Source organism: Pantoea eucrina, assembly GCF_002095385.1.
Classification (GTDB): Bacteria; Pseudomonadota; Gammaproteobacteria; order Enterobacterales; family Enterobacteriaceae; genus Pantoea; species Pantoea eucrina.
On sequence record NZ_MIPP01000011.1, the window covers coordinates 61,040 to 84,798 of the forward strand.

Consider the following 23,759-nt stretch of genomic DNA (forward strand, 5'->3'; position numbering starts at 1 on the left):
TTCCTTACCGGAGATCGCCATGCTGCCGCCATTAATCCGCGCCCCCGTCTGTTACAACATCTGATACTGCCGCTGCAGCTGCTGCTTTATATCGGGCTATTCAGCGTCTGCGATCTTCTGGTGCGCTGGCTGCACCTGCCGCTACCGGCAAATGTACTCGGCATGGTTATGCTGCTGTTATTGATTGTTTTGCGCGTATTGCCGCTGGGCTGGGTCCGGGCCGGGGCAAACTGGCTGCTGGCTGAAATGCTGCTGTTTTTTATTCCGGCAGTGGTGGCGGTGGTCAATTACAGCGATCTGCTGCGCAGTGAGGGATGGCGTATTTTTATCGTGATTGCGATCAGCACGCTGCTGGTGCTGGCGGTCACATCGCTGGTGGTTGATCGCCTCTACCGGTTTGAAATGGCGCGTGCGGCACGCAGGCAGGATATCCATGAGTAACGCCATCATCAGTCTGCTCTGTCTGGCACTCACCCTGCTGGTCTATTACCTCAACAAGCGTCTCTACCGGCGCTGGCGGCGGCTGATGCTGATGCCGCTGGTGCTGACGCCGCTGATACTGGTCGGGCTGCTGCTTATTACGCATGTCAGCTGGCAAAACTATATTGCGGAGAGTCACTGGCTGCTCTGGCTGCTGGGACCCGCCACGCTGGCGTTTGCCGTGCCGGTGTATGAAAACATGGCGCTCATCCGGCGTCACTGGCTGTCGCTGAGTGCGGGGGTTCTGTGCGCTACCACGGTTGCCGTGTGTAGCTCAGTCTGGCTGGCGCGATTACTGGCGCTGCCGGAGAGTATTCAGCGTAGTCTGGCCGTGCGTTCAATCACCACGCCATTTGCGCTGGCCGCCGCCGGTCCGATGGGCGGACAGCCCGATCTGGTCGCGCTGTTTGTGGTGATCACAGGCGTGTTTGGCATGGCGGCAGGGGATATTCTTTTTCTGCGCATCGCGATAAAACAGGGGGTGGCGAAAGGCGCCGGGCTGGGTGCTGCCTCTCACGGTGCCGGAACTGCGCGCGCCTATCAGATTGGTCAGCAGGAGGGGGTGGTATCCAGCCTGGTGATGATGCTTTCGGGCGTCGTCACGGTTCTGCTGGCGCCGCTTCTGAGCCATCTGCTGTGGCACGCATGACACGTTTATCGATAAATCGTTCCCATTGTAATTTAATTTTACGTAAAGGTTTCCAATAAAAGTTGTGTCTGACGACTATGCTAACTACTCTTTGCGCCGACTTATTTTTTACTTCATGGAGTGGATTAGCATGATCAAGCAACTTGTTACCGGAAGCGTTTTGGGCCTTGCACTGCTGAGCGGTAGCGTACAGGCGATTGAGGGCAGTGTTGACGTGGGTGAGCACAGCACCAACCTGAACCTTGGCCTCGGTACTACCTCTCCGGGTCTGTTTCTGAAAGGTAACTGGCTGCGCAGCGACCATGACGGCAGCACCTACGGTGCAGGTCTGGGCTATAACATCGATGTTGGCGATCTGCGCGTCGCGCCGACGGCAAAAGCGCTGTTTACGCACCCGGAAGATGGCCGTGATGGCTTCACCATCGCCGTGGGTGCAGGTGCACAGTACAGCTTCAACAGCATGTGGGGCCTGTATGGTGAATATTACTATGCGCCAGAGGCGTTTTCCGATCGTCTGGACAGCTATCAGGAAGCGTCAGGCGGCCTGAGCTTTACGCCAGTTTCACTGCTGAACCTGCGCGTGGGTTACCAGTATATCGAGCTGAACAATAAAGGCAGCCGCAAAGATAACGTGCTGGTAGATGGCCCATACGTAGGTGCCTCACTCCGCTTCTGATCTGCCGCTGCAAACCAGGGGCGCATAAATGCGCCCCCTACATCACCTCGCAGGGGCGCCATTAATGGCGCCCTGGTTGATATCCGCCCCGGTTCCGATGACATCATTAATGACGCCCTGGTCGATTCCCGCACCGGATCCGATGACGCCATTTATAGCGCCCCTGTCGAACCCGGTGCGGCTGCGATCAGTGCGATTTCCCCTGTGAAATACCGATACCGGTTTGCGAACGAATAAACTGTCCGCGGAACCGTGCGCGCTCCTGTGCACCCTGAGCGGAGTGATCGGTGATGGAAAAGAACCAGGTGCAGACAAAAGCGACCAGCATGGAGAACAGCGCCGGGTACTCGTAAGGATAGACCGGGGTAGCGTGACCCAGCACCTGAACCCAGACGGTAGGGCCCAGAATCATCAGCACCACCGCCGTCAGCAGTCCCAGCCAGCCGCCCACCATCGCGCCGCGTGTGGTGAGCTTCGACCAGTACATGGAGAGCAAAATAATCGGGAAATTGCAGCTGGCTGCAATAGAGAAGGCCAGACCGACCATAAAGGCGATGTTCTGCTTCTCAAACAGGATCCCCAGCGCAATGGCAACCACACCCAGCACCAGCACGGTAATTTTAGAGACGCGCAGCTCTTCACGCTCCGTTGCCTGACCTTTGCGGATCACGCTGGCGTAGAGATCGTGCGACACTGCCGACGCGCCCGCCAGCGTCAGCCCGGCGACAACGGCCAGAATCGTGGCGAAAGCCACCGCCGAGATAAAGCCGAGGAACAGGCTGCCGCCTACCGCATTCGATAGATGCACCGCTGCCATATTGGTGCCGCCAATCAGGGCGCCGCTGGCGTCTTTAAACAGCGGGTTTGCACCCACCAGCAGAATCGCACCAAAGCCGATAATAAAGGTCAGGAAATAGAAGTAACCCATAAAGCCGGTGGCCCAGAACACGCTTTTACGCGCCTCGCGCGCATCCGCCACGGTAAAGAAGCGCATCAGAATGTGTGGCAGTCCCGCTGTACCAAACATCAGCCCCAGCCCCAGCGACAGGGCGGAGATAGGATCTTTCACCAGTCCGCCGGGCTGCATAATCGCCGCGCCTTTAGGATGGACCGCCATCGCCTCCGTAAACAGCGTGTTAAAGCTGAAACCGGTAGCTTTCATTACCATAATCGCCATGAAGCTGGCACCAAACAGCAGCAGCACCGCTTTGATGATCTGCACCCAGGTGGTCGCGAGCATGCCGCCGAACAGAACATAGAGCACCATCAGAATGCCAACCAGTACCACGGCGATATGATAATCAAGGCCGAACAGCAGCTGGATAAGCTTGCCGGCCCCCACCATCTGCGCAATCAGATAGAGCGCAACCACCACCAGCGAACCGCAGGCAGAGAGGGTGCGGATCGGCTTCTGCTGCAGCCGGTAGGAGGCCACATCGGCAAAGGTATAGCGTCCAAGATTGCGCAACCGCTCAGCGATCAGAAACAGGATCATCGGCCAGCCGACCAGAAAGCCGAGCGAATAGATCAGCCCGTCATAGCCCGAGGTATAGACCAGCGCCGAGATACCGAGAAATGAGGCGGCGGACATAAAATCGCCCGCCATCGCCAGGCCATTCTGGAAGCCGGTAATATTGCCGCCTGCGGTGTAGTAGTCGCTGCGTGAGCGGGTGCGCTTTGATGCCCACCAGGTAATACCCAGCGTGAACGCGACAAACACCACAAACATGATTATCGCTTCATAGTTGGTCGCCTGCTGCTGGACGTCGCCGGTCAGCGCATCGGCCGCCAGTACGCCCGCTGGCGCCAGCGCCAGCAGAATCGGGAGCGCGCGCTTCATGATTTTACCTCGCTGACGATCTGTTTAGTCAGGCGATCAAACTCGCCATTGGCGCGCCAGACATAGACGCCGGTAAGCAGGAAAGAGACCACAATCAGTCCCACGCCAATCGGAATACCGCGCGTCACATTGGTACCGGCATGCAGCGGCGTGCCGAGCCAGCCGGGCGCAAACGCGATCAGCAGGATAAACCCGACATACAGGACCAGCATAATAATGCTCAGCAGCAGCGCAAAAGACTGGCGCTTATGGACCAGCTCCTGAAAACGGGGGTTATTTTCTATTTGTTGCCAGACGGCTTCCTGTTGATTCAGGGTGTCATTCATCACAGTTTCTCCAGAGGCAAAGCAGACGGAAATCTCACATTAATGTGATTTAACGGATTGAATATTCTGGTTATCAGGGTTGTGCGATGGTGAACAGCATACGGCGTAAGGTGAACTAACGGAGAGAAGCCTGCCGGGGACAGGCTGATGCTCTCCGCTGATAAGGGCAATGATTACGGCATGGCGATCGACTGCTTCTCCTCCAGTAATTTCTCTACTACACCTGGATCGGCCAGCGTAGAGGTATCGCCAAAGTTGCTGGTATCGCCCGCTGCAATTTTGCGCAGAATACGCCGCATAATTTTACCGGAGCGGGTTTTCGGCAGCGAGTCGGTCCAGTGCAGCACGTCCGGCGTGGCGATAGGGCCGATCTCTTTGCGTACCCAGTTGCGCACTTCCGTATACAGCTCCGCTGACGGCTCTTCGCCCTGATTCAGGGTGATATAGGCGTAAATAGCCTGCCCTTTAATGCTGTGCGGAATACCGACCACGGCCGCTTCAGCAATTTTCGGATGTGAAACCAGCGCGGACTCAATCTCTGCCGTGCCCAGACGATGTCCGGAAACGTTCAGGACATCATCCACGCGTCCGGTGATCCAGTAGTAGCCATCTTCATCGCGCCGCGCGCCGTCACCGCTGAAGTAGCGATGCTTAAACGTGGAGAAGTAGGTCTGTTCAAAGCGTTCATGATCGCCAAACAGCGTGCGCGCCTGACCAGGCCAGGAGTCATTAATAACCAGGTTACCCTCGGTTGCGCCCTCAAGCTGATTGCCTTCGTTGTCCACCAGCGCCGGCTGTACGCCAAAGAAGGGTTTGGTGGCCGAGCCCGCTTTCAGCTCGGTTGCGCCCGGCAGCGGCGTGATCATAAAGCCGCCGGTTTCAGTCTGCCACCAGGTATCGACGATGGGACAGCGGCTGTCGCCAATCTTTTTGTAATACCACTCCCAGGCTTCCGGATTGATCGGTTCACCCACGGAGCCCATGATGCGCAGGCTGCTGCGTCGGGTGCCTTCAATCGCCCGATCGCCTTCCGCCATCAGCGCGCGAATCGCGGTGGGCGCCGTGTAGAGCAGGGTAACGTTATGCTTGTCGACGACTTCCGCCATCCGGCTCGGCTTCGGCCAGTTGGGCACCCCTTCAAACATCAGCGTGGTTGCGCCACAGGCCAGCGGCCCGTAGAGCAGATAGCTGTGACCGGTGATCCAGCCGACGTCTGCGGTGCACCAGTAAACGTCGTCGTCATGGTAATCAAAGACATATTTAAAGGTGCTGGCCGCATAGACCAGATAGCCGCCGGTGGTATGCAATACGCCTTTTGGCTTGCCGGTCGAACCGGAGGTGTACAGAATAAACAGCGGGTGTTCCGCTTCAACCGCCACCGCTTCGTGCTCTGCGCTGGCCTGGCTGACGAGATCGTGCCACCAGAGATCGCGTCCCTCATGCCACTCCGTGGTTTTTCCGGTGCGCTTAAATACGATTACCTGCTTCACGCTGGTCACCAGCGGATTTGCCAGCGCGTCATCAACATTCTTTTTCAGCGGAATGGCACGTCCGGCGCGGATACCCTCATCCGCCGTGATCACCAGCTTCGCATTGCTGTCGACCACGCGTCCCGCCACGGCTTCCGGCGAAAAGCCGCCAAAAATCACTGAATGCACGGCACCAATGCGCGCGCAGGCCAGCATGGCGACAGCGGCCTCCGGCACCATCGGCATATAAATGGCCACCACGTCGCCTTTTTTAATCTCAAGCTGCGTTAATACATTTGCCATGCGGCAGACGTCAGCGTGCAGCTCCCGGAAAGTCAGCGTTTTACTTTCACTGGCGTCATCCCCTTCCCAGATAATGGCCGGGCGATCGCCCCGCGTCGCCAGATGGCGATCCAGGCAGTTAGCCGCAAGATTCAGCGTGCCATCTTCATACCAGCGAATAGAGATATTGCCCGGCGCAAACGAGGTATTTTTCACCGTGCTGTAAGGCGTGATCCAGTCGAGAATCTTTCCCTGCTCACCCCAGAAGGCGTCAGGATCGTCCACGGACTGCTGATAGCGCGCCGCATACTCGTCGGCATTAATCAGGGCGTTTGCTGCAATGGCAGCGGGTACAGGATGCTTGTGAATTTGGCTCATGGCTGACCTCCTTGAAGATGTTAATCATATGTCAATCAAAGGTTAATTGAAGAGGGGGCAGGGGCTTTGTTTCGGTTTTGCAGTCTGGATCACGGCCTGCCGGCATGCGCTAAAGCGCGCAAAAACGGCGCTTTTTGCGGCAAAAAAGCAGCGTGCTGAAAGCGGCTGTCAGCAGGCAACAGAGGGTTTTGTGATTAAATGTTAAGCAAACGCGCCGGGCGATAAAATCGTCAGATCTGAATAGCTATGCGGAAAATTATCGAATTAACGCTTTTCATAACAGCGGGTTATAGCCACAGGATAACAGCAGCATTTTATGCTACTGAGCTGCGCACGATTTAAGCTATCGCGCCGGGGGTTGCATTTACCGTAGTGAAAATGGTACTTATCTGGCCGCTGTTCAGCAGGTATCAACTCAGGCTGTATCCTTGCGCTGGCGCAAACCGCCGGCAGAACAAAGCGGAATACAGCCCATTATAACCCTCTATTTTATCGGGCTTTTGCTCACTTCCCTGTGTGTACCATCTCCTGCACCTTCGCAGCAGAGCAAAGGGGTTTTAACTGAGGAAATAACGCGTTATGAAAGGTTTTAAACTCACCCTCGCCTGGCAGATCCTGATTGCCCTGATCCTCGGCATTATCGCAGGAACCGTGCTGCATAATCAGCCAGACGATCGTGAATGGTTAATCACCAATATTCTTACTCCTGCCGGTGATATCTTCATTCATCTGATCAAGATGATTGTGGTGCCGATTGTTATTTCCTCGCTGATTGTTGGCATTGCCGGCGTCGGGGACGCGAAAAAACTCGGGCGTATCGGGGTGAAAACCATTATCTATTTTGAAGTGATCACCACCATTGCCATTGTGGTCGGCATCACGCTGGCTAACGTATTCCAACCCGGCAGCGGCATTGATATGTCAACGCTGGCAACGGTGGACATCTCTAAATATGAAGCTACCACCGAAGCGGTTCAGGGCGCTCCTCATGGCCTGGTCAGTACCATCCTGTCACTGATCCCGCAGAACATCTTCGCCTCGCTGGTCAAAGGCGATATGTTGCCGATTATTTTCTTCTCAGTGCTGTTCGGCCTGGGTCTGTCGGCGCTGCCGTCGGAACATCGCGATCCGCTGGTCGGCCTGTTCCGCTCGGTATCAGAAACCATGTTCAAAGTGACTCATATGATCATGCGGTATGCGCCGGTGGGCGTATTTGCACTGATTGCGGTGACCATTGCGAACTTCGGTTTTGCATCGCTCTACCCGCTGGCGAAACTGGTACTGCTGGTTTATGCCGCCATCCTGTTTTTCGCCTTTGTCGTGCTCGGTGCGGTCGCGCGCTTCTGCAAGCTGCGTATTACGACCCTGATGCGTATTCTGAAGGATGAGCTGATTCTGGCTTACTCTACCTCCAGTTCAGAGACGGTGCTGCCACGCATTATGCAGAAGATGGAGGCGTATGGTGCGCCGAAAGCGATCACCAGCTTTGTGGTGCCTACCGGCTACTCCTTCAACCTGGATGGCTCTACGCTCTATCAGAGTATTGCCGCCATCTTTATTGCCCAGCTTTACGGCATTGACCTGTCGCTGACCGATGAGATCATCCTGGTGCTGACGCTGATGGTAACCTCAAAAGGGATTGCCGGTGTTCCGGGCGTCTCCTTCGTGGTGCTGCTGGCGACGCTGGGCAGTGTGGGGATCCCGCTTGAAGGGCTGGCGTTTATCGCAGGCGTTGACCGCATCATGGATATGGCGCGTACGGCGCTGAACGTGGTGGGAAATGCGCTCGCTGTGCTGGTCATTGCACGCTGGGAAAATCAGTTTGATGCTAAGCAGGCCGCCGCCTACGAGCTGCAGCTGCGTATGCAAAGCGCCACCTGATCCGCTACTAAGCAGAACAAAACCCGCCGCTGGCGGGTTTTTTTATGCCTGCAGTAAAAATAAAAAAATTCTGCGCCGCTGCACATGAATTAACAATTCTTTGTGATATAAGTTTTTCAGAATAAATTATTCATTTGCAGGAGCGTATTATGACCCTTGATCTCAACAAGATGATCACCGAGAGCCGCAATCCGGCCAGCCAGAATATTGACGAGCTCAGCACGGAAGCGATGCTGCGCGTCATTAATGACGAAGATAAAAAAGTGGCGCTGGCGGTAGAGGCGATTGTGCCGCAGATCGCACAGGTTACGGAGGCGATTGCGCACGCCTTTAGCCAGGGCGGGCGACTGATTTACTGCGGCGCCGGTACCTCTGGCCGGCTCGGTATCCTGGATGCCAGTGAGTGCCCGCCTACTTTTGGTACGCCGCGCGGTCAGGTGGTGGGGCTGATTGCCGGCGGGCATACGGCGATCCTGCAGGCGGTTGAGAACGCGGAAGATAACGCCGGACAGGGCGCACAGGATCTGGCGGATATCGGTTTCAGCCCCCGGGACGTGCTGGTCGGAATTGCAGCCAGCGGCCGCACCCCCTATGTGCTGGGCGCGCTCGCTTACGCACGCGAACAGGGCGCGTTTACCGCCGCGCTGACCTGCAATCCCGACAGCGCGATGGCGCAGGCGGCTGATGTCGCGCTGACGCCGGTTGTGGGGCCGGAGATCGTCACCGGATCGTCGCGCATGAAGGCGGGCACGGCACAGAAGCTGGTGCTGAATATGCTGAGCACCGGCGCGATGATCCGCAGCGGCAAGGTGTATGGCAACCTGATGGTAGATGTGGAAGCCACCAACCAGAAACTGGTTCAGCGCCAGATAAACATCGTTAAGCAGGCCACTGAATGCGATGACGCCACGGCTCAGCAGGCGCTGACGGCGTGCGGCGGCCACTGCAAAACCGCTATCGTCATGGTGCTGGCGGGCCTGACGGCGGAAGAGGCGCGCGCGCTGCTGGATCAGAACCGCGGGTTTATCCGCGCCGCATTACGTGACTCAGGAGTACGCTGATGGCCGCAATCACTGAAACGCTGCTGCGCGATATTCTGCGGGCCGTGGACGGGCCGGGTAACGTAGTGATGTGCGGCAATTGCATGACCCGCCTGCGCCTGACGCTGGTGAACGCTGCGCTGGCGGATAGCCCGCAGCTGAAACAGCTGCCGGGCGTACTGGGCGTGATTGTCAGCGACGCCCAGCTGCAGATTGTTCTGGGGCCGGGCAAGGCGCAAACCGCGGCGGAAAAGATGCAGCTATTGCTCAATGACGGCACGCCGGCGCAGGATCTGCAGGCGATAGCCCAGGCGCAAAAGCAGCAGTTAAAAGCGAAACAGAGCAGTGCGCTGCACCGATTCCTCGCCTGCTTTGCCACCATCTTTACGCCGCTTATTCCGGGATTTATCGGAGCTGGCCTGCTGCTCGGTTTTGCCACCCTGACCGAGCAGCTGTTTCACCTTAATCAGCCGGGTGAGCACGCCCCGTGGCTGCTGGCGACCGTGGCCTACATGAAAGTGTTTGGCAAAGGACTGTTTACCTTTCTCAGCATTCTGATTGGCTATAACGCGCAGAAAGCGTTTGGCGGCACCGGCGTCAACGGCGCGATTATCGCCTCGCTGTTTGTGCTTGGCTACAGCCCGGAAGCCACCGTCGGGTACTACAGCGGGATGGAGAACTTTTTCGGGCTGACGATCGATCCGCGCGGCAACATTATCGGCGTGCTGCTGGCCGCGATATTTGGTGCCTGGACAGAGAAGCAGCTGCGTAAAATCATTCCCGATAACCTGGATATGATCCTCACCTCGCTGCTGACGCTGCTTATTACCGGCGCCGTGACGTTTCTGCTCATTATGCCGGTGGGGGGGAGCTGTTTAAAGGAATGTCGTGGCTGTTTATTCACCTCAATAACAATCCGTTTGGCTGTGCCATTCTGGCCGGGCTGTTTTTAATTGCGGTGATGTTTGGTATCCATCAGGGCTTTATTCCGGTCTATTTCGCGCTGATGGAGACGCAGGGCTTTAATTCGCTGTTTCCCATACTGGCTATGGCGGGAGCGGGGCAGGTCGGTGCCTCGCTGGCGCTGTGGTGCAAAGCCGGAAAAGCGTCGCTGCTGCGCAGCCAGATCAAAGGAGCCATTGTGCCGGGGCTGCTGGGCGTGGGGGAACCGCTGATTTACGGGGTCACGCTACCGCGCCTCAAGCCTTTTATCACCGCCTGCTGCGGGGGTGCACTGGGCGGCTTCTTTATCGGTCTGGTGGCCTGGCTCGGCCTGCCGGTGGGGATGAATACGGTGTTTGGCCCCTCCGGCCTGGTGACGCTGCCGCTGATGACGTCAGCACAGGGCATTTTTGCCGGCATGGCGGTCTATCTTGCCGGTCTGCTGGTCGCCTGGACGGGCGGGTTTCTCTTCACCTGGTGGTGGGGCATGAAAAATATCGATTTGGGTTAACGCCCGCTGCGGGCGCTGCTGCGCCCGTAAATATTTACCGTTTCCTCCATTCTGGCTAAATAATGGTGTGAGCCGCAACGCATAATCCTGTTTTCATCTTTCAGTTTTTACTCTTCAATACAGTTATTTATAAAAATTGCTCTTTTTTAGCAGCAAGAAATAAATCATCAGCGCTTAAGTCGTTCCGCTAATCAGCCGATAGATCCGGAATAATGTTTATCAGCCTGAATTGACCAGGGATCTCTGTATGCGCAATAACCAGCCCGTGACACAGCGTGAATTCGTTTTCAATGACGATGCGACGCTGATGTCGACTACCGATCTCAGCAGCCATATTACCTACGCCAACGACGCTTTTATTGAGGTCAGCGGCTTCACGCCGGAAGAGGTAAACGGTCAGCCCCACAACATGGTGCGCCATCCGGATATGCCGCCCGAAGCCTTTGCCGATATGTGGCATACCCTGAAGCAGGGGCAGCCCTGGAGCGCACTGGTGAAAAACCGGCGTAAGAATGGCGATCACTACTGGGTGCGGGCCAATGCGGTGCCGGTGGTACGCGAAGGATGCGTGCGCGGCTATATGTCGGTGCGGACCAAACCTTCAGCAGCGGAAGTGCAGCAGGCTGAAACCCTGTACCGCGATTTTCGCGAAGGGCGCAGCAAAGGACGCTGCTTCTATAAAGGATTGATTATCGGCAGCGGCTGGCGCCGCGCCACCTCACTGCTGAAAACGCTGCCGCTGCGCTGGCGCATTCGTTCAGCGCTGGCGCTGCTGCTGCCGCTGATAGCGGGCAGCGCCTGGGGGGCAGGCCTGACGGCGCTGGCACTCGGCGGCTTCAGCGTTGCGACGGCACTCTGCCTGCTGCTGGCGAGCCTCTGGCTGGAGCAGCAAATTTCACGCCCCATTGAGCGGATGTGCCAGCAGGCGCTGAGCGTGGCGACCGGCAACAGCCATAAAGTCGATCAGCCCGACCGCGTGGATGAAATCGGCATGACGCTGCGCGCTATTGGCCAGCTGGGACTGATGTTCCGCTGGCTGGTGGATGACGTCAGTGGCCAGGCGATCAACGTCCTCAGCGCCAGCGATGCGATGGCGCGCAGTAACAGTGAGCTCTCCCGCCGGACTGAACAGGCAGCCGCTAACGTGCAGCAGACGGCCGCCACCATGAATGAGATGACGGCCACCGTGAAGAGCAACACGGAAACCGCCAGCGAGGTCAATGCGCTGTCGGGCACCACCAGCCACGCTGCTATCAAAGGTGGCGAGGTGATGCAGGAGATGGCAGGCATGATGGGCGATATTGCCGACAGCGCGAAACGCATCGCCAGCATCACCAGCGTGATCGACAGCATCGCCTTTCAGACCAATATCCTCGCGCTCAATGCGGCGGTAGAGGCGGCGCGGGCCGGTGAGCAGGGTAAAGGGTTTGCCGTAGTCGCGGGTGAAGTGCGCAATCTCGCGCAGCGCAGCGCAAAAGCCGCCAGCGAAATCAAAACGCTGGTAGAGACCAGCGCCAGCCGCGTAGCGTCAGGCAACGACTATGCGGCAGCCGCCGGCCGCACCATGCAGGATATTGTCAGCCAGGTGCAGAACGTGACGACGCTGATTGCGCAGATCAGCGCAGCCACCGCCGAGCAGGCCACGGCGCTGAGCGAGGTCAGCACGGCGGTAGAAGATCTGGATGATATCACCCATCAAAACGCCGCGCGCGTGGCTGAAGGCGCAGAAGCCTCAACCCGCATGGCGCATCAGGCGAACCGCCTGGTTGAGGCGATTAGCGTCTTTCGCTAACGCTTATGCTACTTCCCGCCCGGCGCGCAGCGCGCCGGGTGACGTGCCCGTTATACGTTTAAAGGCGCGGCTGAACGCAGCCAGCGATCCGTAGCCAAGCTCAAACGCAACGCTCTCTACCGCCTCGCCCTGATCAACGATACGCTCTTTCGCCAGCCGCATACGCAGTTCGGTAAGATAGCGCAGCGGCGTCATGCCGGTGGCGTTCTGAAAGCGGGCAGCAAACACCGAGCGCGAGCTGCCGGACGCACGCGCCAGCCGCTCCACCGTCCAGTTTTCTCCCGGCGCACGGTGCATCGCCGCCATCGCCAGGCTCAGGCGCGGATCGCGCAGCGCCTGGACCAGACCGCTGCCGGCGCCGCAGCCGTTCTCTACCCAGCCGCGCACGATCTGCGCGGCCACCACATCCGCCAGCCGCGACAGAATACCGGCGAAGCCCGCTTTGCGCTGGCGGGTTTCCCGCTCCATCGCATCCAGAATCGGCTGGATTTCCGGATACTGTCCCAGCAGGGTGCTGACCAGCATGACATCCGGCATGGTGTGTACCAGCGGCTGCATACCGCCCAGTTCAAACGCCATGCAGGCGCTGAACAGGATCACATCGCTATCCGCCGGACAGAGATCGGCATCTGCCGCATCGTTGATCGCGCAGACGCTGGGGCAGATGGGCTTACTGTTAAACGTGGTGATCGGTTCACAGTGCGCCGTCTCATCTGAGATCAGCGCATGCGCTTTTCCGTGCGGGATCAGTAACGCATCGCCTGCCTGCAGCGGATAGATCGTACCGGAAGCGGCGCGCAGCAGCAGCGTACCGCGCCCGACAAAATGCAGCTGCGCCCGGCCAGGCGCGTCGTCATACTGCAGGCCAAAAGGCGCATGCAGCGCAATACGCTGATATTTTACGCCGTACAGGCGCATGCCCATCAGCAGCTCGCTGGTTAAATCTTCATAACGGCTCATCGCAATCCAGACGAATTATCAACTAATAAACTTTCTGTATCATAGATCGTCTTACCGCAGCGCTCTATCCTTAGCGAAACTATTTTTTTGTGATGGGGATCGCAAATGAGTCTGGAAACTGAACTGACAGCTGCCCGCGCGGTGGCAGAAAAACCCGCGTGGGGCGCGGTATTTGCCATGGCATTTGGCGTGTTTGGCCTGATCACCGCTGAGTTCCTGCCGGTCAGCCTGCTGACGCCGATAGCCGCGTCGCTGCAGGTCAGCGAAGGTCAGGCGGGGCAGACGGTGACGGTAACCGCGCTGGTTGCGCTGCTCACCAGTCTGGTGATCGGCACGCTTACGCGGCGGTTTGATCGTCGTCTGGTGATGCTGGCATTTACCCTGCTGCTTATCGCCTCGGCGCTGCTGGTGGCGCTGGCGGACAGTCTGCCGATGATCCTGCTGGCACGTGTGCTGCTGGGTATGGCGATTGGCGGCTTCTGGACGCTGTCAACCGCCATTACCATGCGACTGGTGCCGGCGGAGCAGGTGCCGCGCGCGCTATCGATTGTCTTTAGCGGCATCTCGCTGGCGACAATTATTGCGGCACCGCTCGGCAGCTATCTCGGCGATGTGATTGGCTGGCGCAACATTTTTCTGATGACGGGGCTGCTGGGCGTGCTGGCGCTGCTGTGGCAGTTCTTCACGCTGCCGGCAATGCCGCCGGAAAACCGGACGCAAAGCGGCGGCGTGCTTGATCTGCTGCGCCAGGGCGTCATGCGCTGGGGCATGCTGGCGGTGATCCTGATGTTTACCGGACATTTTGCTTTCTTTACCTACCTGCGACCTTATCTGGAGGGCAGCGCGCAGCTTAACGTTAATCAGCTGTCGCTCGCGCTGCTGGCGTTTGGAATAGCTAACTTCTTTGGCACCTCGCTGGCGGGCGTGCTGGTTACGCGCAGCGTCTCGCTGACGCTGACCGGCATGGCGCTGCTGATGAGCGTGACGGCGGTGGTACTCTCCGCAATGGCGCAGCTGCCGTGGCTGGTGGGAGCCGGCGTGGCGCTATGGGGACTGGCATTTGGCTCCATGCCCACCGGCTGGTCAGCATGGATTTCGCGTGCCGTGCCTGATGATGCAGAGTCGGGCGGCGGACTGCTGGTGGCGACCATTCAGCTGGCGATCACGGCGGGCGCGGCGGCCGGCGGCTGGATGTTTGACCTGCAGGGCGCGGGCGGCGTCTTTATGGCAAGCGGCGTCATGATGCTGCTGGCGGCGGTAACCATCTATACGCGCGTCAGGCAGCATGGCTAAGGTGCAGCGGCAGGGCTTTTTCTGATTCAGGGGCGGCGTGTGCCGCCCTTTGCATTTCCGCGCGTTGCTTTGACGGTTTTCTGCACAGATGCGCTACCTTTAGTGACAACTACACCAGGGGGAAAAAAGCGATGAGCCAGTTTTTTATGCATGAAAAGAACGATCTGATTAACGAAGCCATCGAAGGTATTTTACTCAGCACGCCGTGGCGTAACCTGCGTCGTCTCGATTTGGGCGATGATATCCGCGTTGTGGTGCGTTCAGACTGGGATAAAAGCCGGGTGGCGCTGATCTCAGGTGGCGGATCGGGCCATGAGCCGGCGCACGCCGGGTTCGTCGGCAAAGGGATGCTGACTGCGGCCGTCTGCGGTGATATTTTCGCATCGCCCAGCGTGGAGGCGGTGCTTAACGCCATTATCAACGTGACCGGTGACGCGGGCTGTCTGCTGATCGTTAAAAACTATACCGGCGATCGCCTTAATTTTGGTCTGGCGGCTGAGAAAGCCAAAAACCTGGGCTATCACGTAGAACTGGTCATGGTCGAGGATGATATTGCGCTGCCTGAAAACCCGCAGCCGCGCGGTCTCGCCGGCACCGCACTGGTGCATAAGATTGCTGGCTACGCGGCTGAGCACGGGCATTCACTGCAGGAGGTGAAGGCGCTGGCGCAGCGGGCGATTGAGTCTGTTTTCTCTATTGGTCTGGCGTTTGCGACCTGCCATCTTCCGGGTGAGAAGCGCGAAGCGCGCGTGGCGCCAGGCCACAGTGAACTCGGTATGGGGATCCACGGCGAGCCGGGGGTCATTACGCTGGATACGCAGGACAGCGGAAAAATCACCGCTCTGATGACGGATAAACTGGCGCAGGCGCTGCCGGACGGTAAGCTGGCGCTATTGCTTATCAACAATTTAGGCGGTTTTTCGCAGCTGGAGCTGGCGCTGCTGACGCGTGAAGTCCTGCGCACGCCGCTGGCCGCGCGTATTACCCATCTTATCGGTCCCGCTACGCTGGTCAGCGCGCTGGATATGAAAGGCTTTTCACTCTCCGTGCTGGCGCTGGAAGAGCCGTTCCTGCTGGCGCTGCAGGCACCGGTTCAGGTGCAGGGCTGGGTTGCGCCCTATGAGTTTGCGCCCATCAATCTGCAGACGGCAGAGAAAGTCAGCAGCGCGCTCGACTTCGATCCCTCTGAAAATGATGAGGTGGCGGGCTGGATCACGCGCGTCACGCAGACGCTCATCGATCTGGAGAGTGAACTGAATGCGCTGGATGCAAAAGTGGGCGATGGTGATACCGGCTCCACGTTTGCTGCGGGTGCAAAACGTATTCAGCGCGCGCTGCAGGAGAAGCAGCTGCCGCTGAACGAGCTGCCGACGCTGATCGCGCTGATTGGCGAGCAGCTGGCAGGGGCGATGGGCGGCTCCAGCGGCGTACTGATGTCGATTCTGTTTACCTCCGCCGGACAGCATCTGGAAGAGGGCAGCTCACTGCCAGAGGCGCTGATGCAGGGGCTGGAGCGCATGAAGCACTATGGCGGCGCGCAGCCGGGCGATCGCACGCTGATTGATGCGCTGCAGCCGGCGCTGGAAAAACTGGTGGCGGGCGAATCGCTGACGGCGGCCGCGCAGGCGGCGGCGCAGGGCGCAGAGGCTACGGCGCAGATGAACAGTGCGAAAGCGGGACGCTCAGCCTATCTCAACCAGCAGAGTCTGGATGGGGTAAAAGATCCCGGTGCGTATGCGGTAGAGAAAGTGTTTCAGGTGATGGCAGGCTGAGTTGCCTGCCAGGGTGACACCGCACCAGGCTGCGCCCGCCTTCCCGGCCATGCAGAAGGCGGGCGCAGGATGCCGTTACTCGCCGGCTGGCTCTTTCGCCGCCTCGCGCAGCATCTCCTGATGCGGGATATCCTGCAGGATCTGCTCAAAGCTGCGCAGACGCTTGTAGATAGACATCAGCTCGACCAGCGTCGACCAGGAGGTGATCAGATACTGGAAGGAGGAGCGTACCTGGTCAAACACGTTGAGGATCTGATTCATCAGGCCCAGCGTCAGCGCACCGGCCACGATCGCCGGAAACAGCAGAAACACGCCAAAGACATTATCTACCTGCAGATAGAGAAAACGCGTGACGTTGAAATAGAGGTAGTGGAAGTAGAGCCGGAAATAGTTGTAGCGCACCCGGCTGAACAGCGCCTGCACCGTGGGCGGTGACGCGCGCGACGGATCGTCTTCGCCATAGACCAGCTCTTTACGGTAGGCCGCTTCCACCCGCTGATTGCGGAACTCCAGTCCCGGCAGCTTAATGCCGACCAGCGCCAGCAGCGCGGTGCCGAACACCGACCAGAGAATAGCGGCGATCACCAGGCCATAGGGTATCGAACCGAGAATCGGTATATCTTTCACATGTTTCGACAGCGCCAGCAGCACCGGCAGGAACGCTACCAGCGTCATGATCGCCTTAATAAAGCTGACGCCCCAGTCCTCCAGCGTGGTGGAGAAACGCATCGTATCTTCCTGCACACGCTGTGCCGCCCCCTCCACATGCCGCAGACGCTGCCAGTTGTGCATGTAGTAGCTGTTCATCGCGGTACGCCAGCGGAAAATCCAGTGGCTGATGAAAAAGACGTTGGCGACCAGAATCGTCACGGCGATAAGCGCTATACCGAGAAAGTCGCTGATTTCGCTGTAAAACTGGTTAATTTGTACGGCACCCGCTTTGGTCAGCGCTTTCTGAATCAGATCGTAAAACGGCTCATACCAGGCGTTGACCGCCACGTTGACCTGGACGTTGAACCAGGTGACAAAGATGATGAGCGCCGTGCCCCAGACCGACCAGCGCTGCCAAGGATGGCGATCGATTATCATCCACGCCAGGGCAAACAGCGCAACCGCAGACCAGTAGTAGCCGTAAAACCAGAGCTGGCTGGCGTGAATAAACCGGCTGGCATTGGTAGGCAGCGGCTGCTGCATCGCGGCCTGCAGTGCGGGCCAGCGCGCCGGCAGGTCGCTGAAAAAGCCAAACCAGGCAAAAATAACAAGCACGCTCCAAATCGCTGCCGAGCTGAAAAATGCGCCGGGCCGCGGAAAAAAGGATTTAAACATAAGCACTCCGCTGTGGTGTAGACACGTTTATACCGCTATTTCTGTTTATCTGTCTGTAGTGGGTTGTTTCCGGGCATGACAATTCCGTCGCCGGAATGTAAACCAGCGCGGGAAAATGTTAAGTATTTTGTACGTAATTGTTTCGGAAAACTAAATTCGTTACCGTTTCGGTGTTACAATTGTCATCTTGTTACCGGTAACAAACGTGCTGTATCCCTTAAGTCAAGAATAAAAACCATTACAACGCAACTACTTAACCTTCCATGCCGCATTATATGCGGTACTGAGGCAATGTCATGTCAGAACAAAAAAAGGGTCATTCACGTCGTGATTTCCTGCTGAGGACGATCACCCTCGCACCCGCTATGGCGGTCGGTTCAACCGCCATGGGCGTGCTGGTCGCGCCTGCTGCTGCCAGCGATGCAGCAGCGCCAGCGCAGCCGGCACGCGACTATCAGCCAGGCTGGTTTACCGCCGAAGAGTTTGCCTTCATCACCGCCGCCGTGGCGCGGCTGATCCCCAGCGACGAGCGCGGACCAGGCGCGCTGGAAGCAGGCGTACCGGAATTTATCGATCGTCAGATGAATACGCCTTACGCCACCGGCAGCAACTGGTATATGCAGGGACCTTTTCACCCGGATATGCCGAAAGAGCTGGGCTACCAGCTGCCGCTGGTGCCGCAGCAGATTTATCGCTTAGGCATTGCCGACGCCAATGCCTGGAGTCAGAAACAGCATGGCAAGGTGTTCGCCAGCCTGAGCGGCGAACAGCAGGATGCGCTGCTGAGCGCCTTCGAAACCGGTAAGGCTGAGTTTGCCCAGCTGCCGGCAAAAACCTTTTTCTCTTACCTGCTGCAGAATACCCGCGAAGGCTTTTTCTGCGACCCGATTCATGGCGGCAACCAGGGCATGGTGGGCTGGAAGCTGATTGGCTTCCCGGGCGCCCGCGCCGACTTTATGGATTGGGTAGAGCGCGGTGAACGTTATCCGTTCCCGTCAGTCGACATTCGCGGAGCGAGGGCGTAAGCGTGGCAAACGAATTAAAACAAGTTGATGCAGTGATTGTGGGCTTTGGCTGGGCGGGCGCCATTATGGCGAAAGAGCTGACCGAAGCGGGTCTTAACGTCGTTGCGCTGGAGCGCGGTCCGCATCGCGACACCTATCCGGACGGCTCTTATCCGCAGTCGATTGATGAACTGACCTACAACGTTCGCAAAAAGCTGTTTCAGGACCTCTCTAAAAGCACCGTGACTATCCGTCACGATGCGTCGCAGACCGCGGTGCCTTATCGCCAGCTGGCCGCTTTTCTGCCCGGCACCGGCACCGGCGGTGCGGGCCTGCACTGGTCCGGCGTGCATTTCCGCGTCGATCCGGTTGAGCTGAATCTGCGCAGCCACTATGAGCAGCGCTACGGTAAAAGCTTTATTCCGGAAGGCATGACCATTCAGGATTTTGGCGTCAGCTACGATGAGCTGGAACCGTTCTTCGACAAAGCCGAAAAGGTGTTTGGCACCTCCGGCAGCGCCTGGTCAATCAAGGGCAAAGTGGTCAATAACGCACACGGCGGCAACCCGTTTGCGCCGGATCGCTCCAGCGACTTTCCGCTGCCGGCACAGAAGCGTACTTACTCTGCGCAGCTGTTTGCGCAGGCGGCGGAGTCGGTTGGCTATCACCCTTATGATATGCCATCAGCGAACACCTCCGGACCCTATACTAATACCTACGGTGCACAGATGGGGCCGTGCAACTTCTGCGGCTTCTGCAGCGGCTACGCCTGCTACATGTATTCCAAAGCGTCGCCTAACGTCAATATCCTGCCGGCACTGCGTCAGGAGCCGAAGTTTGAGCTGCGCAACAATTCATACGTTCTGCGCGTCAATCTGACCGATGATAAAAAGCGCGCTACCGGCGTAACCTACCTTGATGGTCAGGGACGTGAAGTGGTGCAGCCGGCCGATCTGGTGATCCTCTCCGCCTTCCAGTTCCACAATGTTCACCTGATGCTGCTCTCCGGGATCGGCAAACCTTACAATCCGATCACTAATGAGGGCGTGGTGGGGCGCAACTTCGCCTATCAGAATCTCTCCACGCTGAAAGCGCTGTTTGATAAAAACACCACCACCAACCCGTTTATCGGCGCAGGCGGGGCGGGTGTGGCGGTAGATGATTTTAACGCGGACAACTTTGATCACGGGCCGCACGGTTTTGTTGGCGGGTCTCCTTTCTGGGTTAACCAGGCCGGCACCAAGCCTATCTCCGGCGTGCCGGTGCCAGCCGGTACGCCAGGCTGGGGCAGCCAGTGGAAAGCGGCGGTAGCCGATACCTATACGCACCATGTTTCCATGGATGCGCACGGTGCGCACCAGTCCTATCGCGCTAACTATCTCGATCTCGATCCCAACTATAAAGATGCGTACGGCCAGCCGCTGCTGCGTATGACCTTTGACTGGCAGGATAACGACATCAAAATGGCGCAGTTTATGATTGGCAAGATGCGCAAGATCACCGAGGCGATGAACCCGAAAACCATTATCGGCTCCGCCAAAGCGCCGGGAACCCATTTTGATACGACCTCCTATCAGACCACACATATGAGCGGCGGTGCGATCATGGGTGAAGATCCGCAGACCAGCGCGGTCAACCGCTATCTGCAGAGCTGGGATGTGCCCAACGTCTTTGTGCCGGGGGCGTCAGCTTTCCCGCAGGGGCTGGGCTATAACCCGACCGGTATGGTCGCTGCACTGAGCTACTGGTCAGCGAAAGCGATCCGCGAACAGTATCTGAAAAACCCGGGTCCGCTGGTACAGGCATAAGGAACATGACGATGATGAAATCAGTTTTGGCCCTGATGCTGGGCACCCTGACGTTCAGCGCGCTGGCTGACGATGTGGCCGCCGAATCACTGATCAAACGCGGTGAATATCTGGCGCGCGCCGGGGACTGCGTGGCCTGCCATAGCGCGGCCGGCGGCAAGCCGTTTGCCGGCGGACTGGCAATGGCGACGCCGATTGGCACCATCTACTCCACCAATATCACACCTGATAAAGCGACCGGCATTGGTGACTACAGCTATGACGACTTTCAGAAAGCAGTGCGTCATGGCGTAGCGAAAAATGGCGATACGCTCTATCCGGCGATGCCTTATCCCTCCTACGCGGTTGTCAGCGACGAGGATATGAAAGCGCTTTACGCTTATTTTATGCACGGCGTGGCGCCGGTCAGCCAGGCGAACAAAGAGAGCGACATTCCCTGGCCGCTCTCCATGCGCTGGCCGCTGGCGATCTGGCGCGGCATCTTTGCACCGGACGTGAAAGCGTTCCAGCCCGCCGCACAGGAAGATCCGGCGCTGGCGCGCGGACGCTATCTGGTTGAAGGGCTCGGACACTGCGGAGCGTGCCATACGCCGCGCAGCATTACGATGCAGGAGAAAGCGCTGAACAACGGTGACGGCAGCGACTACCTTGCCGGCAGCAACGCACCAATTGATGGCTGGACCGCCAGCAATCTGCGCGGTGACAACCGTGACGGGCTGGGCCGCTGGAGCGAAGAGGAGCTGAAGCAGTTCCTGCGCTTTGGCCGTAACGATCACACCGCGGCGTTTGGCGGTATGACCGAGGTGGTGGAACACAGCCTGCAGCATCTCAGCGATGAGGATATCAGCGCGATTGCGAAGTATCTGAAGTCGCTGGGCGCCAAAGATCCGCAGCAGGCGGTATTTACCCCGGATGATACGGTAGCGAAAGCGCTGTGGCACGGCGATGACAGCCAGCCGGGCGCGTCAGTCTACGTAGACAGCTGTGCTGCCTGCCATAAAACTGACGGTTCAGGCTATCAGCGCTTCTATCCGGCGCTGCGCGGCAACCCGGTTGTGATGGCTGACGATCCGGCTTCGCTGATCCACATTGTGCTGGTGGGCGGTACGCTCCCAGGCGTGAAAGGCGCGCCGACGGCCATCACCATGCCGGCATTTGGCTGGCGTCTCAGCGACCAGCAGGTTGCGGATGTGGTGAACTTTATTCGCAGCAGCTGGGGCAACGGCGTTACCACCCGCGTAACGGCTGGCGACGTGGCGAAGCAGCGTAAGGATAAAACGGTACAGCCTTATCAGGGCAGCGCGGATATCCACGCATTAGAGAAGTAAGCGCGCCTGCGGAGCGTTAATTATCCGGGCCTGGTGCCCGGATTTTTTATGGGCGAAAAACAGCGACGGATCAGCCAAAGCCAGCGCGGGCGGGGGCTGAACGCGATCGTCTACACTTAGTGGTGAGTGCAAAAGCTCACTAACTGATAAGCGGAGGGAACGATGCAAGTAAGTCCTTATTTGTTTCTGTATGGTCGCTGTGAAGAAGCCATCGAATTTTACCTGCAGGCCACCGGCGGCAAAGTGCTGCAAAAAATGACCTTCGGCGATAATCCGGAGCAGGGAGAGCAGGTGGGCGATAAATCCGCACCGCCGCTGCCACCGGAAAAAATCATGCATGCACATCTGCAGATTGGTCAGGGCGAGCTGATGCTGAGCGACGGCGATACCAGCAAGCCACCGGCGTCTGAGCACGCGGGTTATGCGGTAAGCCTGGCAACCACTGACGAGAAAGAGGGCAAAGAGTGGTTTGATAAACTCTCTGCTGGCGGCAAAATCACGACCGAATGGCAGAAGACATTCTGGTCAGACGGCTTCGGCATGTTTATCGATAAGTTCAACATTCCGTGGCGCATCAACGTCGTGAAATCGCAGGATTAACGCCTCTGTTTTTGCCCCTCCGGCGCTGCATCCGGCGGGGCAAAAATGCCGTACTTAGAAGTTGTAACCTGCCACCAGATAGTAACCCCAGCCGGTTGATTTCACTTCAAACGGACCATTGCCAAAATTCAGCTCCTGACCATCCGCCCACTGACCGCCGTTATGGAAATAACGCGCAACGGCAGAGACGTGCCAGTGATCGTAGTTCAGCGATAAAATATGGCTTGAGGCAACAGAGTTGCTGGTGCGCGAGCGGTCAGATTTATCGCGCAGATCGGAGCCCCAGTCAAAGTTGGTAAAGCCGATATAGCTCAGCTTGCCGCCCCACAGGTCGGTAATTGGCACAAAATATTTTACCTTGAAGCGGTAACCATCCCAGCTGTTCTCGTTGGCCGCGCCATAGTTTTCCCACTGATATTTGGCGTAAACGTTAAGCGAGAGACCGACATCGCTGTGGGTGTCGATATCGGTACCGAGACCCATATACCAGGTGTTCTGCCGGTTGTCGCTGTTGCGGCCCATATCGTAGATATAGTTGTTGGCAAAGAACCACTCTTTAAACGGACCGAATGCCAGGCTGGTGCCCGCCAGCTTGTCGAGCGACAGGCGCGGCTCAATTTCCATAAACAGTGGCGTGCCGTGATCGAAGATGCCATTGGCGTTGCTGTTGCCCGCACCGAAGAAGTTTGGCAAATCGATGTAGCCGTAAAAATCGAACCACTCCTGTTTGGTAAAGGCTTCATATTCCAGGTAGACGTCGTTATTAAACTGCGGCCCGAAACGGGTATGGGTGCTGCCCACCACGTTTACGCTCTGATGCCACCAGTCAGACAGATATTGCGGGTCGCTCTCTGCCTGCGCTGCGCCCATTCCGCTACCAATCAGTAATGCACCTGCTATCAACGATTTAAATTTCATTATTGTTTGACCACTTGCTGAGGATCGCCGCAGAGATGCCACGATCGAATGAGTACGTTCCCGGGTATTGAGCAGTATGCGGCGATAACGCGTGCTGACTGCCAGCCTTCAGGCCCGCGTAATGTGCCTGTAACAGAGCGTTAGAAAATAGATTTTCATCACATTTGTCAAAAAGTGTTGCAATAGGATTCAGTTATTTTGTGACAATTGTCACATATTCTATCTGCAGCGAACGGAACTCCGCAACCGTTTACGTGGTCGCGAAGAGATACGATTGGGAGTGGGGCGTGGACGCCGGTTCCGTTTGCTACGGGCACCGGTTCCGGGTTAAGCGCCGGTTCCGTTCGCCACGGAGGCGGTTCCGTTCGCCGTCAGCGGCGGCAGCAGCCTGTGCTCCGGTCCTGCGCCGGGGCGTATGTTAAGCGCCAATTCCGTTCGCTACGGGGCGCTGGGGCCGGTTCCGTTCGCCGTCAGCGCCGGCAGC

The 23,759-nt window shown here is 57.8% G+C and carries 18 protein-coding genes and 1 pseudogene; 13 read left to right on the forward strand and 6 right to left on the reverse strand.

Translation table 11 applies throughout. From position 1 onward, the window contains the following. Positions 1 to 30: 30 nt before the first annotated feature. The 3 genes from HA43_RS07185 to HA43_RS07195 all read left to right on the forward strand — a co-directional run bounded on the left by HA43_RS07185 (position 31) and on the right by HA43_RS07195 (position 1,805). Positions 31 to 441, forward strand: a complete 411-nt coding sequence (locus HA43_RS07185) for a CidA/LrgA family protein (RefSeq protein WP_211279574.1) — start codon at positions 31 to 33, stop codon at positions 439 to 441. Continuing rightward, positions 434 to 1,129, forward strand: a complete 696-nt coding sequence (locus tag HA43_RS07190) for an LrgB family protein (protein ID WP_071668443.1) — start codon at positions 434 to 436, stop codon at positions 1,127 to 1,129. Before HA43_RS07185 ends, HA43_RS07190 begins: the two co-directional genes overlap by 8 nt. 130 nt (positions 1,130 to 1,259) lie before the next feature. Then, complete coding sequence (locus tag HA43_RS07195) at positions 1,260 to 1,805, forward strand: YfaZ family outer membrane protein (RefSeq protein ID WP_039382044.1); 546 nt, start codon at positions 1,260 to 1,262, stop codon at positions 1,803 to 1,805. 187 nt (positions 1,806 to 1,992) lie between these two features. On the opposite strand, the gene HA43_RS07200 is transcribed toward HA43_RS07195, so the two are convergent. The 3 genes from HA43_RS07200 to acs all read right to left on the reverse strand — a co-directional run bounded on the left by HA43_RS07200 (position 1,993) and on the right by acs (position 6,100). Continuing rightward, positions 1,993 to 3,645, reverse strand: coding sequence for a cation acetate symporter (locus HA43_RS07200; protein WP_094111308.1), 1,653 nt, complete (start codon positions 3,643 to 3,645; stop codon positions 1,993 to 1,995). Next, positions 3,642 to 3,971 carry a DUF485 domain-containing protein gene (locus HA43_RS07205; protein WP_094111309.1) on the reverse strand — a complete coding sequence of 110 codons (330 nt, stop codon included), beginning with the start codon at positions 3,969 to 3,971 and terminating at the stop codon, positions 3,642 to 3,644. The genes HA43_RS07200 and HA43_RS07205 overlap by 4 nt, the downstream gene beginning before the upstream one ends. A 173-nt stretch (positions 3,972 to 4,144) precedes the next feature. After that, entirely contained in the window at positions 4,145 to 6,100 is a 1,956-nt protein-coding gene (gene acs, locus HA43_RS07210) for an acetate--CoA ligase (protein WP_071668441.1), read from the reverse strand. A gap of 579 nt (positions 6,101 to 6,679) precedes the next feature. On the opposite strand from acs, the gene gltP reads away from it, so the two are divergent. From gltP to HA43_RS07230, 4 genes and pseudogenes are all read left to right on the forward strand, one after another. Further along, positions 6,680 to 7,981: a glutamate/aspartate:proton symporter GltP gene (gene gltP, locus HA43_RS07215; RefSeq protein ID WP_071668440.1), complete on the forward strand. Its 1,302-nt coding sequence runs from the start codon at positions 6,680 to 6,682 to the stop codon at positions 7,979 to 7,981. 149 nt (positions 7,982 to 8,130) lie between these two features. Continuing rightward, positions 8,131 to 9,042 carry an N-acetylmuramic acid 6-phosphate etherase gene (gene murQ / locus HA43_RS07220; RefSeq protein WP_094111310.1) on the forward strand — a complete coding sequence of 304 codons (912 nt, stop codon included), beginning with the start codon at positions 8,131 to 8,133 and terminating at the stop codon, positions 9,040 to 9,042. Beyond that, positions 9,042 to 10,474, forward strand: a pseudogene (gene murP, locus HA43_RS07225) (PTS N-acetylmuramic acid transporter subunit IIBC). The gene murQ and the pseudogene murP overlap by 1 nt, the downstream one beginning before the upstream one ends. Before the next feature lie 247 nt (positions 10,475 to 10,721). Beyond that, a complete protein-coding gene (locus HA43_RS07230) occupies positions 10,722 to 12,266 on the forward strand; it encodes a methyl-accepting chemotaxis protein (RefSeq protein ID WP_094111311.1) in 1,545 nt (514 codons plus the stop codon). 3 nt (positions 12,267 to 12,269) lie between these two features. Here HA43_RS07230 and HA43_RS07235 read toward each other — a convergent pair whose 3' ends face one another. Next, positions 12,270 to 13,226 carry an AraC family transcriptional regulator gene (locus tag HA43_RS07235; protein ID WP_094111312.1) on the reverse strand — a complete coding sequence of 319 codons (957 nt, stop codon included), beginning with the start codon at positions 13,224 to 13,226 and terminating at the stop codon, positions 12,270 to 12,272. Positions 13,227 to 13,331: 105 nt separating this feature from the next. Here HA43_RS07235 and HA43_RS07240 point away from each other — a divergent pair, with 105 nt between their 5' ends. Both HA43_RS07240 and HA43_RS07245 read left to right on the forward strand, forming a co-directional pair. Beyond that, positions 13,332 to 14,519, forward strand: coding sequence for an MFS transporter (locus HA43_RS07240; protein ID WP_094111313.1), 1,188 nt, complete (start codon positions 13,332 to 13,334; stop codon positions 14,517 to 14,519). Positions 14,520 to 14,650: 131 nt separating this feature from the next. After that, complete coding sequence (locus HA43_RS07245) at positions 14,651 to 16,291, forward strand: dihydroxyacetone kinase subunit DhaK (RefSeq protein ID WP_094111314.1); 1,641 nt, start codon at positions 14,651 to 14,653, stop codon at positions 16,289 to 16,291. Positions 16,292 to 16,366: 75 nt separating this feature from the next. On the opposite strand, the gene sbmA is transcribed toward HA43_RS07245, so the two are convergent. Continuing rightward, positions 16,367 to 17,617, reverse strand: a complete 1,251-nt coding sequence (gene sbmA / locus HA43_RS07250) for a peptide antibiotic transporter SbmA (protein WP_094111315.1) — start codon at positions 17,615 to 17,617, stop codon at positions 16,367 to 16,369. Between the two features lie 296 nt (positions 17,618 to 17,913). On the opposite strand from sbmA, the gene HA43_RS07255 reads away from it, so the two are divergent. The 4 genes from HA43_RS07255 (at position 17,914) to yjdN (ending at position 22,357) form a co-directional block, all read left to right on the forward strand. Beyond that, the gene (locus HA43_RS07255) at positions 17,914 to 18,642 is read left to right on the forward strand and encodes a gluconate 2-dehydrogenase subunit 3 family protein (RefSeq protein ID WP_094111316.1); all 729 of its coding nucleotides are present in this window, start codon (positions 17,914 to 17,916) and stop codon (positions 18,640 to 18,642) included. Positions 18,643 to 18,644: 2 nt separating this feature from the next. After that, the gene (locus tag HA43_RS07260) at positions 18,645 to 20,429 is read left to right on the forward strand and encodes a GMC family oxidoreductase (RefSeq protein WP_071668433.1); all 1,785 of its coding nucleotides are present in this window, start codon (positions 18,645 to 18,647) and stop codon (positions 20,427 to 20,429) included. 11 nt (positions 20,430 to 20,440) lie between these two features. Continuing rightward, on the forward strand, positions 20,441 to 21,757 hold the full coding sequence (locus tag HA43_RS07265) for a c-type cytochrome (protein WP_039382082.1): 1,317 nt from the start codon (positions 20,441 to 20,443) through the stop codon (positions 21,755 to 21,757). Between the two features lie 162 nt (positions 21,758 to 21,919). After that, entirely contained in the window at positions 21,920 to 22,357 is a 438-nt protein-coding gene (gene yjdN / locus HA43_RS07270) for a VOC family metalloprotein YjdN (RefSeq protein WP_039382083.1), read from the forward strand. A 54-nt stretch (positions 22,358 to 22,411) separates the two neighbouring features. Here yjdN and HA43_RS07275 read toward each other — a convergent pair whose 3' ends face one another. Then, complete coding sequence (locus HA43_RS07275; RefSeq protein ID WP_039382084.1) at positions 22,412 to 23,275, reverse strand: nucleoside-specific channel-forming protein Tsx; 864 nt, start codon at positions 23,273 to 23,275, stop codon at positions 22,412 to 22,414. Between the last annotated feature and the right edge of the window lie 484 nt (positions 23,276 to 23,759).

Coding starts and splice junctions, on each gene's coding strand:
- HA43_RS07245 (WP_094111314.1), top strand. CDS start 14,651: ATGAGCCAGTTTTTTATGCATGAAAAGAACGATCTGATTAACGAAGCC.
- HA43_RS07235 (WP_094111312.1), bottom strand. CDS start 13,226: ATGAGCCGTTATGAAGATTTAACCAGCGAGCTGCTGATGGGCATGCGC.
- HA43_RS07190 (WP_071668443.1), top strand. CDS start 434: ATGAGTAACGCCATCATCAGTCTGCTCTGTCTGGCACTCACCCTGCTG.
- HA43_RS07275 (WP_039382084.1), bottom strand. CDS start 23,275: ATGAAATTTAAATCGTTGATAGCAGGTGCATTACTGATTGGTAGCGGA.
- HA43_RS07255 (WP_094111316.1), top strand. CDS start 17,914: ATGTCAGAACAAAAAAAGGGTCATTCACGTCGTGATTTCCTGCTGAGG.
- HA43_RS07240 (WP_094111313.1), top strand. CDS start 13,332: ATGAGTCTGGAAACTGAACTGACAGCTGCCCGCGCGGTGGCAGAAAAA.
- gltP (WP_071668440.1), top strand. CDS start 6,680: ATGAAAGGTTTTAAACTCACCCTCGCCTGGCAGATCCTGATTGCCCTG.
- acs (WP_071668441.1), bottom strand. CDS start 6,100: ATGAGCCAAATTCACAAGCATCCTGTACCCGCTGCCATTGCAGCAAAC.
- sbmA (WP_094111315.1), bottom strand. CDS start 17,617: ATGTTTAAATCCTTTTTTCCGCGGCCCGGCGCATTTTTCAGCTCGGCA.
- yjdN (WP_039382083.1), top strand. CDS start 21,920: ATGCAAGTAAGTCCTTATTTGTTTCTGTATGGTCGCTGTGAAGAAGCC.
- HA43_RS07205 (WP_094111309.1), bottom strand. CDS start 3,971: ATGAATGACACCCTGAATCAACAGGAAGCCGTCTGGCAACAAATAGAA.
- HA43_RS07200 (WP_094111308.1), bottom strand. CDS start 3,645: ATGAAGCGCGCGCTCCCGATTCTGCTGGCGCTGGCGCCAGCGGGCGTA.
- HA43_RS07265 (WP_039382082.1), top strand. CDS start 20,441: ATGATGAAATCAGTTTTGGCCCTGATGCTGGGCACCCTGACGTTCAGC.
- HA43_RS07230 (WP_094111311.1), top strand. CDS start 10,722: ATGCGCAATAACCAGCCCGTGACACAGCGTGAATTCGTTTTCAATGAC.
- murQ (WP_094111310.1), top strand. CDS start 8,131: ATGACCCTTGATCTCAACAAGATGATCACCGAGAGCCGCAATCCGGCC.
- HA43_RS07195 (WP_039382044.1), top strand. CDS start 1,260: ATGATCAAGCAACTTGTTACCGGAAGCGTTTTGGGCCTTGCACTGCTG.